At 72.1% G+C, this 13,380-nt stretch carries 17 protein-coding genes; 10 read left to right on the forward strand and 7 right to left on the reverse strand.

The window, feature by feature from the left end; all coding sequences use genetic code 11:
- Positions 1 to 4: 4 nt before the first annotated feature.
- Entirely contained in the window at positions 5 to 1,033 is a 1,029-nt protein-coding gene (locus ACIOD2_RS18940; RefSeq protein WP_400539465.1) for a D-cysteine desulfhydrase family protein, read from the reverse strand.
- On the reverse strand, positions 1,030 to 1,593 hold the full coding sequence (locus ACIOD2_RS18945; protein ID WP_400539467.1) for a dihydrofolate reductase family protein: 564 nt from the start codon (positions 1,591 to 1,593) through the stop codon (positions 1,030 to 1,032). Before ACIOD2_RS18945 ends, ACIOD2_RS18940 begins: the two co-directional genes overlap by 4 nt.
- A 124-nt stretch (positions 1,594 to 1,717) precedes the next feature.
- On the opposite strand from ACIOD2_RS18945, the gene ACIOD2_RS18950 reads away from it, so the two are divergent.
- The 3 genes from ACIOD2_RS18950 to ACIOD2_RS18960 are packed head-to-tail and all read left to right on the forward strand — an operon-like array spanning position 1,718 to position 4,532.
- Positions 1,718 to 3,103, forward strand: a complete 1,386-nt coding sequence (locus tag ACIOD2_RS18950) for an amidase (protein WP_400539470.1) — start codon at positions 1,718 to 1,720, stop codon at positions 3,101 to 3,103.
- On the forward strand, positions 3,070 to 3,645 hold the full coding sequence (locus ACIOD2_RS18955) for a TetR/AcrR family transcriptional regulator (protein WP_400539472.1): 576 nt from the start codon (positions 3,070 to 3,072) through the stop codon (positions 3,643 to 3,645). Before ACIOD2_RS18950 ends, ACIOD2_RS18955 begins: the two co-directional genes overlap by 34 nt.
- On the forward strand, positions 3,645 to 4,532 hold the full coding sequence (locus ACIOD2_RS18960; RefSeq protein WP_400539475.1) for an oxygenase MpaB family protein: 888 nt from the start codon (positions 3,645 to 3,647) through the stop codon (positions 4,530 to 4,532). Before ACIOD2_RS18955 ends, ACIOD2_RS18960 begins: the two co-directional genes overlap by 1 nt.
- 40 nt (positions 4,533 to 4,572) lie before the next feature.
- Here the strand turns inward: ACIOD2_RS18960 and ACIOD2_RS18965 are convergent, their stop codons facing one another.
- Entirely contained in the window at positions 4,573 to 5,118 is a 546-nt protein-coding gene (locus ACIOD2_RS18965) for a CGNR zinc finger domain-containing protein (RefSeq protein ID WP_400539477.1), read from the reverse strand.
- 53 nt (positions 5,119 to 5,171) lie between these two features.
- On the opposite strand from ACIOD2_RS18965, the gene ACIOD2_RS18970 reads away from it, so the two are divergent.
- The 5 genes from ACIOD2_RS18970 (at position 5,172) to ACIOD2_RS18990 (ending at position 9,671) form a co-directional block, all read left to right on the forward strand.
- Entirely contained in the window at positions 5,172 to 6,026 is an 855-nt protein-coding gene (locus ACIOD2_RS18970) for an alpha/beta fold hydrolase (protein WP_400539480.1), read from the forward strand.
- A gap of 95 nt (positions 6,027 to 6,121) precedes the next feature.
- Positions 6,122 to 7,522 carry a hypothetical protein gene (locus ACIOD2_RS18975; protein ID WP_400539483.1) on the forward strand — a complete coding sequence of 467 codons (1,401 nt, stop codon included), beginning with the start codon at positions 6,122 to 6,124 and terminating at the stop codon, positions 7,520 to 7,522.
- Complete coding sequence (locus ACIOD2_RS18980; RefSeq protein ID WP_400539485.1) at positions 7,519 to 7,911, forward strand: FixH family protein; 393 nt, start codon at positions 7,519 to 7,521, stop codon at positions 7,909 to 7,911. The genes ACIOD2_RS18975 and ACIOD2_RS18980 overlap by 4 nt, the downstream gene beginning before the upstream one ends.
- A 16-nt stretch (positions 7,912 to 7,927) precedes the next feature.
- Complete coding sequence (locus ACIOD2_RS18985) at positions 7,928 to 9,070, forward strand: hypothetical protein (protein WP_400539488.1); 1,143 nt, start codon at positions 7,928 to 7,930, stop codon at positions 9,068 to 9,070.
- A 76-nt stretch (positions 9,071 to 9,146) separates the two neighbouring features.
- Complete coding sequence (locus ACIOD2_RS18990; RefSeq protein WP_400540403.1) at positions 9,147 to 9,671, forward strand: hypothetical protein; 525 nt, start codon at positions 9,147 to 9,149, stop codon at positions 9,669 to 9,671.
- Positions 9,672 to 9,801: 130 nt separating this feature from the next.
- On the opposite strand, the gene ACIOD2_RS18995 is transcribed toward ACIOD2_RS18990, so the two are convergent.
- Complete coding sequence (locus ACIOD2_RS18995) at positions 9,802 to 10,056, reverse strand: DUF397 domain-containing protein (RefSeq protein WP_392758121.1); 255 nt, start codon at positions 10,054 to 10,056, stop codon at positions 9,802 to 9,804.
- Positions 10,057 to 10,340: 284 nt separating this feature from the next.
- Between ACIOD2_RS18995 and ACIOD2_RS19000 the strand changes: the two genes are divergently transcribed.
- Together ACIOD2_RS19000 and ACIOD2_RS19005 are read left to right on the forward strand one after the other, a co-directional pair.
- The gene (locus ACIOD2_RS19000) at positions 10,341 to 10,610 is read left to right on the forward strand and encodes a hypothetical protein (protein ID WP_400539491.1); all 270 of its coding nucleotides are present in this window, start codon (positions 10,341 to 10,343) and stop codon (positions 10,608 to 10,610) included.
- 3 nt (positions 10,611 to 10,613) lie between these two features.
- Positions 10,614 to 10,862: a hypothetical protein gene (locus tag ACIOD2_RS19005; RefSeq protein ID WP_392758117.1), complete on the forward strand. Its 249-nt coding sequence runs from the start codon at positions 10,614 to 10,616 to the stop codon at positions 10,860 to 10,862.
- 145 nt (positions 10,863 to 11,007) lie between these two features.
- Here the strand turns inward: ACIOD2_RS19005 and ACIOD2_RS19010 are convergent, their stop codons facing one another.
- From ACIOD2_RS19010 to ACIOD2_RS19020, 3 genes are read right to left on the reverse strand one after another with little or no spacing between them, the layout of a single operon-like run.
- Positions 11,008 to 11,613 (reverse strand): class I SAM-dependent DNA methyltransferase, encoded by a 606-nt coding sequence (locus ACIOD2_RS19010; RefSeq protein WP_400539494.1) that lies wholly within the window; start codon positions 11,611 to 11,613, stop codon positions 11,008 to 11,010.
- A complete protein-coding gene (locus ACIOD2_RS19015) occupies positions 11,610 to 12,458 on the reverse strand; it encodes an SAM-dependent methyltransferase (protein WP_400539496.1) in 849 nt (282 codons plus the stop codon). The genes ACIOD2_RS19010 and ACIOD2_RS19015 overlap by 4 nt, the downstream gene beginning before the upstream one ends.
- Positions 12,455 to 13,285: an SAM-dependent methyltransferase gene (locus ACIOD2_RS19020; RefSeq protein ID WP_400539498.1), complete on the reverse strand. Its 831-nt coding sequence runs from the start codon at positions 13,283 to 13,285 to the stop codon at positions 12,455 to 12,457. Before ACIOD2_RS19020 ends, ACIOD2_RS19015 begins: the two co-directional genes overlap by 4 nt.
- Positions 13,286 to 13,380: the final 95 nt, after the last annotated feature.

The raw sequence follows: 13,380 nt of genomic DNA on the forward strand, positions 1-13,380 counted from the left end.
CGAATCAGCGTTCGACGGCAGCCGCGAATTCGGGCGCGTAGCCGTACAGGCCGGGCATCCCGCCGGTGTGCAGGAACACCACGTGGTCGTCCGGGGCGAAGTGGCCGGCCCACTCGACCAGCGCGGCGGCCACCTTGCCGCTGTAGACCGGGTCGAGCACGACGCCTTCCGTGCGCCCGAACAGCTTTAGCGCGTCCCAGACCGCGTCGGTCGGGATGCCGTAACCGGGGCCGAGTGTGGAGTCGCCCAGCCGGACGTGGTCGAGCGACGGCGGTGCGACGCCGAGCAGCTTCGCCGCACCGGCGGTGAGTTCGCGCAGGTTCTCCGTGGCCTCGCCGAGCGGGTGGCTGACGCAGGCGACGCCGACACCGAGGCCGCCGAGCAGCCCGCTGGCCAGCGCCACCCCGGCCGCGGTGCCGCCACTGGCGTGCGGGACGACGAGGTGGGCGCGGTCGATGCCGCGTTCGGCGAGCTGCGTCGCCAGCTCGTGGGTGGCGCGGACGTACCCGAGCACGCCCAGCTCGTTGGACCCGCCGACCGGGACCGTGGCGACCTTGCGGCCTTCCGCGGCGGCTTCGGCGACGAGCCGGTCGTAGGTCCGGCCGGTCTCCTCGCCGTCGGCGCAGACGTGGACCGTCGCGCCGAAGAGCCAGTCGAGCGGGATGTTGCCGGAGTGCTCGTACGCGTCACCGTCCCGCGGGACCTTCGCGGTGAGGACGAGCTCGCAGCGCAGGCCGAGTTTCGCGCAGGCCGCGGCGGTCTGGCGGCCGTGGTTGGTCTGCAGGGCACCGAAGGTGATGACGGTGTCCGCGCCGGCTTCGAGGGCGGCGCCGAGGTGGTACTCGAGCTTGCGGAGCTTGTTGCCGCCGGCGCCGAGCGGGTGGACGTCGTCGCGCTTGAGCAGGAGGTTCGGCAGGCCGAGCGCCTCGCCGAGCCGGGGTGCCTCGTGCAGCGGAGTCGGCCAGCCGCCCAGGTCGACGCGGGGAACGGCGTCCAGGGCGGCGGCCGGGAATCCGTCGAAGTCGAACGTCATGCCCCCACGATAGGGGCCGCGCACCGGAAGCGGAGGGCCGTGAACGTCCCCACGTCGCGCGCGTCGATCTTCTCGAGGGAGACGTCTTCCAGGTCCGGGTCGTCGAACAGCCGCAGCCCCGCGCCCAGCAGCACGGGTGCCACGTCGACGTGCAGCTCGTCGGCGAGCCCGGCCCGCAGGACCTGCCGGACGAGGCTCGCGCCGATCACCTTGACGGCCTTCGCCCCGGCGGCCGCCTTCGCCCGGGCGACCGCCGACGCGATCCCGTCCGTGACGAACGTGAAGGTCAGGTTCTCGTCCTGCTTCGGCGGCACCGGCGGCGGTGTGTGGGTCAGCACGAAGATCGGGACCTGGAACTCGTAGTTGCCGACGTACCAGTCCGGGTCCTCGGACATGGCGAACGTCCGGCGGCCCAGGACGACCGCGCCGGTCTCCTTGATCAGCTCGTCCATGAACGCGCCGCGGGACGCGACCGGGTCGGACAGCCGCGCCGTGCGGCCCTGCCGATCGGCGACAAAACCGTCCAGCGACATGGTCATGCCGGTGTGCACCGTGGCCATCGTTGCTCCTTCTGTTGTGTTTCCGGGGTAGACCGCCCGAGCCGCGAAAACTCATCGGGAGTTTCAGAAACCGTCGGTTTCCGGTAACGTTCGTTCGAACGAACGAGAACTTTCGGGGGCTGCCATGACCGCGACGCCGAAGACCGGCCTCGACTTCACCGGGCTCGCCGCGCAGGCCGGGCAGCTCGCCGCTGGCTCCGTCACCTCGGCTGAGCTCACCGCCGCCGCGCTCGGGCGGGCGCACGCGGGCCAGGCCACGCTCAACGCCTTCCGGTACCTCCGCGACGACGACGCCCTCGCCGACGCCGCCGAAGCCGACCGGCGGCTGGCCGCCGGGGAACGCTCGCCGCTGCTCGGGGTGCCCGTCGCGATCAAGGACGACGTCGACCTCACCGGCCTGCCCACCGCGTTCGGCTGCCCCGGCGAGTTCCCGGCCGCCACCCGGGACGCACCCGCCGTCGCGCTGCTGCGCGAGGCCGGGGCCGTGATCATCGGCAAGACCAACACACCCGAACTGGGCCAATGGCCGTTCACCGAAGGCCCGGCCTTCGGGACCACACGCAACCCGTGGGACCTCGGGCACACGCCCGGCGGTTCCTCGGGTGGGAGCGCGGCCGCGGTGGCGTCGGGGGTCATCGCGGCCGCGCTCGGCTCGGACGGCGCCGGCTCGGTGCGCATCCCGGCCGCGTGGACCGGGCTCGTCGGCGTCAAGACCCAGCGCGGCCGCATCCCCACCGACGGCGAACTGTTCCACGGCCTGACCGTGCTCGGCCCGCTCGCCCGCACCGTCGAGGACGCCGCCCTGCTGCTGGACGCGGCCGCGGGCACCGGCCGGACGTTCCAGGCGGCCGCCACCCGCGAGCCGGGGCGGCTGCGGATCGGGCTGTCGACGCGGATCCCGTTCACCGCCACCAAGACCCGCCTCGACCCGGTCGTCGAAGCCTCCGTGCGCCGCCTCGCCGAGTCGCTCGCCGGGCTCGGCCACGAGATCGTCGAGGTCGAGCCGGACTACGGGCTGATCGGCCTGACGTTCCTGCCGCGCTCGCTCACCGGCGTCCGCGACTGGACGCTGCGGGTGCCCGACCGGGCCGGGCTCGACCCGCGCACCCGCAGCAACGCCAGCCAGGGCCGCCTGCTGGCCGGGCCCGCGCTGCGCCTGGCCCGCGCGCTCGAGCCGGGGCTGCACCGCCGGATCGGCTCGGTGTTCGGCCGCGTCGACGTCCTGCTGACCCCGACGACCGCCACTCCGCCGCCACCGATCGGCACGTTCGACGGGCTGTCCGGCTGGGAGACCGACCAGGCCATGATCGCCGCCTGCCCGTACGCTTGGCCGTGGAACGTGCTGGGCTGGCCGGGGGTCAACGTCCCGGCCGGGCTCACCGCCGGCGGGCTCCCGCTCGGGGCCCAGCTGCTCGGCCCGTCACACGCCGAGGAGCGGCTGATTTCGCTTGCCGCGCAACTGGAAGAGGTCGAACGGTGGCCGGAGCGGCATCCCGAGACAAGCTGGTAAGCACCCGGGACGCCATCCTGCGCGGCGCGCTGGCCGTCGTCGGCGAACACGGCGTCGGCGGCCTCACGAACCGCCGGATCGTGGCCGCCGCCGGGGTTTCGCTCGGCACGCTCACCTACCACTTCCCGAGCCAGACGGCGTTGCTGCGTGAAGCGATGCTGCTGTTCGTCGAAGAGGAGACGACCAAGCTCGGCGCGATCGTCGACGGCCACCGCTCGGACGGGCTCAGCCTCGAGCAGGCGGCGTCGATCGTCGAGCACGTGATCGCGCAGCTGCCGTTCGGCGCCGACGAGCTCGGCGCGCACGAGCTGTACCTCCAGTCCGCGCGCGACCCGGAGCTGCGCGAAGCGTCTTCGCGCTGCTTCGCGGCGTACGACGAACTGGCGGTGACGATCCTCGAAGCGCTGGCCGTACCCGATCCGCGGCGGCTGGCCGGGCCGGTCGTCGCGCTGATCGCCGGGCTGCAGCTGCGGCGCCTCGCCACCGGTGACACCGCGACCCCGGTCGCCGAGCCGCTGATGATGCTGATCCGCGGGGCCTGATGGCGCCGCCGATCGTCCGGGGCACGGCGGCGTGGAAGTACTTCGGTGACTTCCGCGACGGGCTGCTGGCCGGGCAGGTCCTGGTGCTGCAGGTGGCGCACCCGGTCGTCGCGGCGGGTGTGCGTGACCACTCGAACTACACCTCGGATCCCTGGACGCGCCTGATGCGCACCGGCGCGTCGCTGTCGATCTACGTCTACGGCGGCACGGCGGGCGCTCGCGTCGAAGCCGACCGGTTGCGCTCGTTGCACCGCACCTTCACCGGCGTCTCCGGTGGACGCCGGTACAGCGCGTTGAACCCCGCCGCGTACGCCTGGGTGCACGCGACGCTGGTGAAGGTTCCCGTTGACGCGCAACGGTTCTTCGGCCGTCCACTGTCCACTTCGGAGCTGGACGAGTACTACGCGCAGATGCGTGCCGTCGGCCGGATGCTGGGCGTGCGCGAGCAGGACCTGCCGCCGGACTGGGCGGCGTTCGAGCGCTACTACGACGCGATGGTCGCGGACTTCACGCTGAACCCGACCATCACCGCGCTCTTCGAGACCATCCGGACGGTGGACAAGCCGGTCTCCTGGCTGCCGGACTCGTGGTGGCGGCTGCACGCCCGGGCGCAGATGTTCCTGCTCCGGGCCACGCTGCCCCCGGAGCTCCGCACCCGCCTCGGTCTACAGTGGACAGCCGACGACCAGCGCCGCTTCACGCGTTTCGCCCGCTGGGTACGGCTCCTGTGCCTGCCGATCCCGGCCGGGCTCCGAACGGCGCACATGCGCTGGATCGGCAAGCTGAACGTCTGGTTCCGCGCCCACCCCGGCGCCTACCGCCTCCTGATCCGCCACGACAACGGCCCCGGCGCCCGCCCCGAGACGCATCTTTCCCAGCGAAAGTGACGCTCTCGGCCCCGGCGGAGCTTTCGCGGGGAAAGAGGCGTCAGGGGGTGTGGGGGCGGACTCGGGCGTAGTGGGCGCGGGCTTTGGCGCGGTTTCCGCAGCGGGACATCGAGCACCACTGGCGGTTGCGCCGGGGGGAGGCGTCGGAAAAGCGCAGGCCGCAGTCGTCGGCGGCGCAGATGCGGATCGAGGCCTCGCTGGTCGCCAGGTCGATGGCGTCCGCGGCCAAGGCCGCGAACGCCGCCGCCACCGGGTCCGGCGGCGCCGGGACTTCGCGACGCAGGCCGCCGTCGCCGAACGCCAGCTGCGCGGGTGGGGCCGGAGCCGCGGCGGCCGTGGTGTTCAGCAGGTCTACGTCCCGCCACCTGGGCAGCTCGGCGAGCAGGACGCGGTCCACGGCCTCGCGCAACGCTTTTGCCGCCAGGACGTTTCCGGGCGTGACCGAGCCGGCGGTGAAGCCGGCCAGGCCGAGCCACTCGGCCAGCGCGTCCGGCCCGGTCAGCAGCTCGACGCCCTCGGCGTGCCGGGCGCGGCGCGTGTTGACCAGGTCGAGGCACGGGCGGCCGCCGTCGAAGACCCATTCCATGCCCTCATCCTAACCCTTGAATGCGGTTAGAACCCCGCGTACCGTCTAACCCCATGAACAGGTTAGAGAGCATGGCGACGGTGAACGACCTGCGGATGCACTACCTGCGCGCCGGCGACGGGCCGCCGCTGTTCCTGCTGCACGGCTGGCCCCAGACGTCGCACTGCTGGCACAAGGTCCTCGAACCGCTGGCCGAGACGCACACCGTGATCGCCCCCGACCTGCGTGGTTACGGCCGCACCGACAAACCGCGCCAGGGCTACGACAAGCGCACCATGGCCGCCGACGTCGCCGCGCTCGCCGAGCACCTGGGATTCGACCGGGTCGCCGTCGCCGGGCACGACCGCGGCGGCCGCGTCGCGCACCGCTGGGCGCTGGACCGCCCGGACCAGGTCGAACGCCTCGCCGTGCTCGACATCGCGCCGACCCGCGCGATGTGGCAGCGGCTCGACACCGGCGTCGCGAAGGCCTACTGGCACTGGCTCTTCCACCTCCAGCCCGACCTGCCGGAGCTCCTGGCGGGCCAGAACATCGCCGCCTACCTCGGTTACTTCTACGAACGCTGGACCTACCAGCGCCACAGCCTCGCCCCGGACGCCGTCGCCGAGTACGTCCGCGCGTTCTCGCAGCCCGGCGCGCTGCGAGCGGGTTTCGACGACTACCGCGCGTCCTTCCCGGACGACGCCGAGCTCGACGACGCCGATTTCGCCGCCGGCAAGCGGATCACCCAGCCGCTGCTCGCGCTGTGGGGCGCGAACGGCCTGCTCGGCACGCTGCCGACGCTGGACATCTGGCGGGAGTACGCGAACGAGGTCACCGGCGTGGCGCTGGCCGAATGCGGACACTTCCTCCCCGAGGAGCAGCCCGGCGAAGTCGTCTCCCACCTGCGGAAATTCTTCAACCCCTGAGACTCCAGGGTGTGATTGTCCCCCGGGCTGGGGACCGAGGTTCCCTCGCCGCCGTGACGCCCGCCACCCCGCGGCGTCGCTAGGTTCGGACCACGATGGGGACCACACCGAAAGCCACTCTGCTGCTCCTGCTGGCCTTGCTGGGAATCACGCTCGGCACGGGGACCGCGCACGCCGACGGCGCGCCGACGGGCGCCGACATCCAGGTGGCGCAGACACTCGGCGCACGCGAGCTGACCGTGATCATCCGGCGGGTCGACACGACGCCGTCGCCGCTGCGGGTCGACGTCGTCACGCACCAGGGCACCGCGCCCGGCACGTTGCACCTGACCGCCGCGGCCGACGGGGTCGTGACGTCGCGGGGTGACGTCGTCCTCGGTGCTGCGCCCGGGATGTACGAGGGAACACTGCAGGTCGGCAAGCCGGGGCCGTGGCTGCTTTCGCTCGGCGACGGGACCGGGCCGGCCGCGACGATCCCGTTCCTGGTGCCCGCGCGGGTCGTCCCGCCGTGGGAGAAGGCGACCTACGGCGGGTTCGTCGCGGCGGGCGTGTTCCTGCTGCTCGCGCTGGTCGTCGGGCTCCGGGCGCGGCGGACGGCGTTCGCGCTGATCCCGGCGGGCGGCTTGGTCGCCGCCCTCGCCGTCGCGGTCACCGGCGCGCTGCTGTCGGCGAGCACGCCCCCGCCACCGGCACCCGGCAGCCAGCTCGACCCGACGTTCGACAACGTCACCGACCCGTACGCGAACGCCCAGCTGTCCACAGTGGACTACTCGCGGCCGCCGGTGAACCTCGCCGTGCACACGGTGCCCGGTGGCCTGCGGCTGGCGCTCACCGACGGCGCGACCGGCCTGCCGGTCGACGACCTGCTGATCCACGACAACGCGCTCGTGCACCTGGTGCTCGTGTCGCCGTCGGGGCGGATGAGCCACCTGCACCCGGTGCGCGTCGGGCCCGGCGACTACCGCGTCACCGTCGCCGATCCGGAGGCCGGCACGTACGCCGTGGCCGCGGAGCTCGTCCGGCGCGGCGGCGGGGTCCAGCTCGCGCGGTCCACAGTGGACCTCACCGGCACCGCCGCGCCCGCGCCGCAGCCGGCCGGCGCCGGACCGCGGACGGTCGACGGCATCCCGGTCGACCTCACCATCTCCCCCGGCACGCCGACCACCGTCACCGCGCGCTTCCCCGCCGGGGACCTGCAGCCGTGGCTGGGCATGCTCGGTCACCTCATCGTCGCCGGGCCGATCACCGGGCCGGACGTCGGCGCGGCCGCCGCGAAGGCCCCGGCGTGGGCGCACGTCCACGCCATGATCCCGCCGGTCGCCGGCCAGCTCGACCGCCCCGACGAGACCGTCGCCGCGTACGGCCCGGACGTCGGCTTCACCTACACCTTCACCGCGCCCGGCCGGTACCGGATCTGGCTGCAGGCCGAACGCGACTACCGCGTGGTCACCATTCCCGCCGTGGTCGACGTCCCGACGACAGGAGCCGGCCGATGAAACGCCCGACGTTGCTGATCACCGTGGTCGTGCTGGTCGTCGCGGCCGGGGCCGCCTGGCTGCTCTGGGGCGGCAGCGGCGCGAAACCCACGACGCAGCAAGCGACTTCCGGGCCGTACACCGTGCAGTTCTCCGCGGACCAGCCGCGCATCGGCGGCAACACGTTCGCGGTCGCCGTCACCGGGCCGGCGCCCGACGCCGTCACCGTCGCGCCCGTCATGGCGCAGATGGGGCACGCGCTGGCGCCGGTCCCCGCCGGGCCGGACGGGCCCGGCCACTTCCGCGCCCCGGACGTCGGGCTCCCGATGTCCGGGCAGTGGGAGATCACCGTCTCGCTGCAGGGCCCGGGCGGGCCCGCGCAGGTCGTCTTTCCGTTGCTCGTCAAGTAAAGAAAGGTCGGGGGAAATGGATCTCACCGCATCCGGGGTCAGGACGACCACGGTCGCGAAACAGGCGCGAACGGGGTTGCTGCCGGCGAACGTCGTGCTCGGCGGTTCGATGCTGTCGCTGGTCGGGCTGACCTGGGACATCCAGTGGCACAGCGACGTCGGGCCGGACACGTTCTTCACGCTGCCGCACCTGTTCCTGTACGCGGGCAGCGCGGTCGTCGGCCTGGCGAGCCTCGCCGTCGTGCTGCTGACGACGGCGGCGCGGCGCGCGGGCCGCCCGGTCGACCCGCGGGTCGGCGGGCGCGTGGTCAACGTGTTCGGCAAGACCTTCGCGGCCCCGATCGGCTACCTGGTCTCGGGTGTCGGCGCCGCGACGTTCCTGCTGTACGGCCTGTGGGACCAGTGGTGGCACGGGCTCTACGGCTTCGACGCGGTCATCGACTCACCGCCGCACATCGGCCTGCTGCTGTCGATCACGATCTCGCTGATCGGCACGACCGCCGTGTTCGCCGCGGCCCGGGAACACCGCTGGGGCCGGATCGGCGTGCTGGCGTCGCTCACCGTGCTGCTCACCTTCGGGCCGGTGCTGGCGCTCGGCCTGCAGCAGGTGCCGGACGACTACGCCGACGCCGTCTCGATCGGCTGCTCGATGATGGCGGTGCTGCTGGTCGCGGTCGGCGCCGGGTTCTTCCGCCGGCCAGGCGGCGCGCTCGGCACCGCGGCGATGGTCGCGGCCGTGCAGGCGGTCTTCTGGTGGTTCTCGCCGTGGGCCGCGCAGGCCTACGCCGACCTCGTCGGCCTGCCGATGCGGGACGCGATCTCCGGGGTGCCGGAGATGCCCGCGCTGACGCCGATGGCGTTGCTGCCGGTGGCCGCGCTGATGGAGCTGGGTTACCTCTTCGGCCGACGCCGCGGCTGGCGCGCGGGCCGCGTTTCGGTGGCCGTGGGCGGGTTCGCCGGGCTGCTGATCGGGCTGAGCCTGCCGGTGCAGCGAGCCATGCTCTACACCGGCGCGCACGTGCCGCCGGTCTGGTACCTGACCACGACCGCCGTGCTCAGCGCGGCACTGGGGCTGCTCGGCGGGTTCGCCGGGTGGCGGTTCGGCGGGATGCTCTGCCTGCTGGCGCCCGCGAAGAAGGGGGAAACCGCTGATGCGTAAGGCAGTGTTGTTCGGGGCTTCGCCCCGGCCGGGGGCTACGCCACCCGGAACCCCCAAAAGGCGAATTGTTCTGGCCCTGGCCGCCGTGGCCGGGCTGCTGTTCGCCACCGAGGCACCGGCGAACGCGTACGAGCCCGTCAACATCGTGCACACCGAGCACGTGCAGGCCGGGCCGTACGCGATGACCATCGGCTTCAGCACCTGGCCGCTGCGCGCGGAGCAGTCGCTGGACTTCACCTTCATCCCCGACGGCGGGATCGAGAACAAGTCCGGCACGCTCACGATGATCAACCCGGAGGGCGGGAAGAACCGGATCCAGCCGCTGGTCCGGCACCCGCGCAAGCGCGAGGTCTGGGGCCTGGACGTCCGGTCGATGCCCCGGCCGGGCGAGTGGACGTTCCGCTTCGTGGTGAACGGGCCGGCCGGGACCGGCACCGGTGACCTGCGTGCGCTGCCGGTGCTCGAACAGCCGGGGCCGCCGATGGGGCTGAGCTGGGCGATCAGCACGCTACCGCTGATCGGGCTCGTGGTGATCGTCGTGCTGGCGTGGCGTCGCACCCGGGGCCGGTTGCGGGGTGGGGAGCTCCCGGCAATCGGGTGAGATATCTGTCACATACGGCAGTCACACGTATCCACGCTGTCGCGAAGGCCTCCTTCACCGTAGAGGGAAGGGGGCCTTCGCGATTTTCTTACACGGTCGGGTGATGATGATCACCCGCGCAGGGGACACGTCAGGCGGGCAGATCGAACTGCCCGGCCTTCACGGCAACCAGGAACGCTTCCCACTCGGCGCTGTCGAACACGAAGACGGGGCTGGTCGCGAGCTTGGTGTCGCGGACTCCGATCAGGCCTTCCCGACCCAGGTTGACCTCGACGCAGCTGCCACCGTTGGGCTCGCTGGCGAACGACTTCTCCCACGCGGCCTCTTCGAACAGGGACACGGCCGTGCTCGGATCGTAATCCGCGAACGACGGATAATCCGCCATGGGTCGTACCTCCGTGGATCGATGGGGGGCGCGGCCGTGACCTGGTCGAAGGTACCCGCTCCCGGCTACTCAGTGTCTCAATGGAGCAGAGTGCAGGGCCAAGCGGGTGATCAACTAGCTCCGGCCTCGACATGAAGATTATTCCAGGAGTAGGATTAATCGCATCGGCCGGGGGCGGCGCTGTCGGTGAACGACAACCCGCATGCGGCGGGCGGCACGATCGCCGCGCCGGCCGCGCACAGCACACCATCCACCATCGCAGAACCTCATGGGGGAGGACCAGCGTGATTACCGAGGACAGTGCGCCACCCGGCGTCGTCGTCGTGGGCAGGCTCGCCAGGGGAACCGCCGGTGAGGCCCGCCGAGTGGTCCACGTCTTCGGCGTGGAGGCCACCGCGGCCACGAGTGAGCTGGTCCGTACCAAGTGCGGGGAAGCGCTTTCCCGCACCGATGTCGAATGGCTGGCCCCCGGGGTCGGCATGCCTTGTGAACCCTGTCTCGGACTGACCACCGGCGAACCCGCCCGGTCACCGCGACGAGAGCTGGGGGTGTAGACGATGGCCGTCCGCTTGAACTCGCTCTTCCGCCGTGAGGAAGACCACCACGGTCGCCTCGGCATCGCGGACGAGCTGCGGAACCGGTTCGGTTTCAGCCTGATCCAGGCACCGCTGCGCAAGACCACCACCTGGGCCACGGACCTCGACGTCCCGGCCCGCCACTCCGACGGCGTCCGCACGACGCGGCCGCTGGAGACCGCGATCGACCTGGCACCGCTGCTGCGCGGCCGGATCGGCTCGCGCGCCTGACTGAGCCCTGCCACCACACCGAAGGAGCCCCGGTTCACGACGAACCGGGGCTCTCGCCGTCTCCGGGCCCGAAAGTCCGTGAAGGCCACGTTGAGGGACTCTGAGTCCCTCAACGTGGCCTTCACGGACATTTGCCGTTGCGGGGCTACGGTTTCCGCAGCAGCAGGGCGCCCCGGCGGAAGCGCTCGTTTTCGCCGGGCACCCGGTAGACGCGGCCGATCTCGGTGAGACCCGCGTCCCGCGCCAGCGCGGCCAGGTCGTCCAGGGGCCACCGGTAGGCCGGCGTCACCGTGTGGTCGAACACGGTCAGCGGCTCGCCGTCGGATTCGAAGCAGCCCAACAGAACGTGACCACCCGAGGCCAACGTCCGGGTGAATTCGGCGAAGTACCCCGGCACCTCTTCGGGCGGGGTGTGGATCATCGAGTACCAGGACAGAATCCCGGCGAGCGAGGCGTCCGGGACGTCCAGCGCCGCCATCGAACCGACCTCGAAACGCAGATCGGGCGCGGCCGCGCGGGCCAGCTCGATCATCGCCGGGGACAGGTCGACGCCGAAGACGTCCAAGCCGCGGTCCCGGAGGTGCGCCGTGAGGTGGCCGGGCCCGCAGCCGAGGTCGGCGACGAGCCCGGCGCCACGCACGTGGTCGACGAACGCGGCCAAGGCGGCGTTGTCCAACGGCGAAGCGTCCCAGACCTCACGGACGAACTCGGCGTACCGGACCGCCATGGCGTCGTAGGCGGCAGCCGTCACGGCTTGCGGCCGAGGCCGCAGATGTGGCCGCTGAACGCCGGGTCGCTCGCCAGCTTCTTCGTGGCCCGGGACTCGATCTCCTCCGGGTGCCACTCCGGCAGGTAGACGATGCCCGGCTCCACGAGCTCCAAGCCGTCGAAGAACGACGAGAACTCCGCCTTGCTGCGCAGGTAGAGCGGGGTGCTGGACTTGTTGTACTGCTCCACGATCGACGCACGGCTGTCCGAGTCGGCCAGCGCGTCGAGGCCCTCGGTGGTCAGGTGCGACGACAGGAAGTACGAGCCGGACGGCAGCAGCGACAGGTACTTCTGGATGGTCTCGGCCACCGGCTCGTCCTTGCCGAGGAAGTACAGGACGCCGACGATGATCAGGCCGATCGGCCGGTTCGGGTCGAGGACGCCGGTGTCGAGCGCGCGCTTCCAGATGTCGGCCGGGTCGCGCAGGTCACCCTGCAGCACCGCGTGCCGGTCGGCGACGCCCTCCTGCTCGAGCAGGATCTGGGAGTGGGCCACGGCGACCGGCTCGTTGTCGACGTACACGCACCGCGCGTCCGGGTTCACCTCGGCCGCGACCTCGTGCACGTTGCCGACCGTCGGGACGCCGGAGCCGAGGTCGAGGAACTGGTCGATCCCGTTGCGCGCCAGGTACCGCACGCCGCGGCCGAGGAAGTCCCGGCCGACGCGGGCGACCGTCTTGATCATCGGGAAGGTCTTGACCGCCTGCTCGCCGAACTGGCGGTCGATGGCCCAGTTGGCGTCACCGCCCAGGAACCAGTCGTAGATGCGGGCCGCGTTCGGCCGCTCCAGGTCGACGCCTTCGGGGGCCTCGGGATCCTGCGTCGTCATGCGTTCCGTCCTCCAGGCTTGCGGCCGACACCACCGACCACGCTCGCGAGGGGGACCGTGGCGGCGCCGGGGTCAGGGCGCCACTCTCCCACAGGCACGATTCCCGGCTCGACGACGTCGAAGGTACCGAAGAACGCGGCGATCTCGTCGAGCGACCGGGAAACCGCGGGCGTGCTCGACCGCGCGGACAGCTTCACCAGACGCCGGATCTGCTCGAGCTCCGCCCCCGTGACCCCCGACTCGGTCGCGTGCGACAGCACGTAGGCCGACCCGGGCGCGAGCAGCGTCCGGTAGTCGCGGATCGCCTCGCGGACGCCGGTGACGTCGGGCAGGAAGTGCAGCACGGCCACGCTGAGCAGGCAGATCGGCTCGTCCGGGTCGAGCACGCCGGTGGCCAGCGCGGCTTCCCAGACCTCCTCCGCGTCCCGCAGGTCGGCGTGCAGGACGGCGTGGCGCGCGGGATCGCCGGCCTCCTCCAGCAGCATCCGCCCGTGCGCGACGGCGACCGGCTCGTTGTCGACGTAGACGCAGCGGCCGTCGTCGATGTGGTCGTCGGCCACCTCGTGGACGTTGCCCGCGGTCGGGATGCCGGAGCCGAGGTCGAGGAACTGCCGGATGCCCTGGGAGAGGCAGTAGCGCACGGCGCGGCCGAGGAAGTCGCGGTTGCCGCGGGCGAGGGCGCGCGCCAGTGGGAACGCCTGCACCGCCTGTTCGCCGTACTGCCGGTCGACCGCCCAGTTCGCGGTGCCGCCGAGGGCCCAGTCGTAGATCCTCGCCACGTTCGGCCGGTCGAGATCGACGGCGTCGGGGAGGAAGTCGGGGTCCACGATGTCCCCTTCGGGCGCAGCTTCCGGTGGTGGGTCGGGGCGCAACAGCAGCACTCTACCGAAAGTTGTTCACCACTTGGACGCCTCGCGCCGCC

Source organism: Amycolatopsis sp. NPDC088138 (assembly GCF_044741685.1).
Lineage (GTDB): Bacteria > Actinomycetota > Actinomycetes > Mycobacteriales > Pseudonocardiaceae > Amycolatopsis.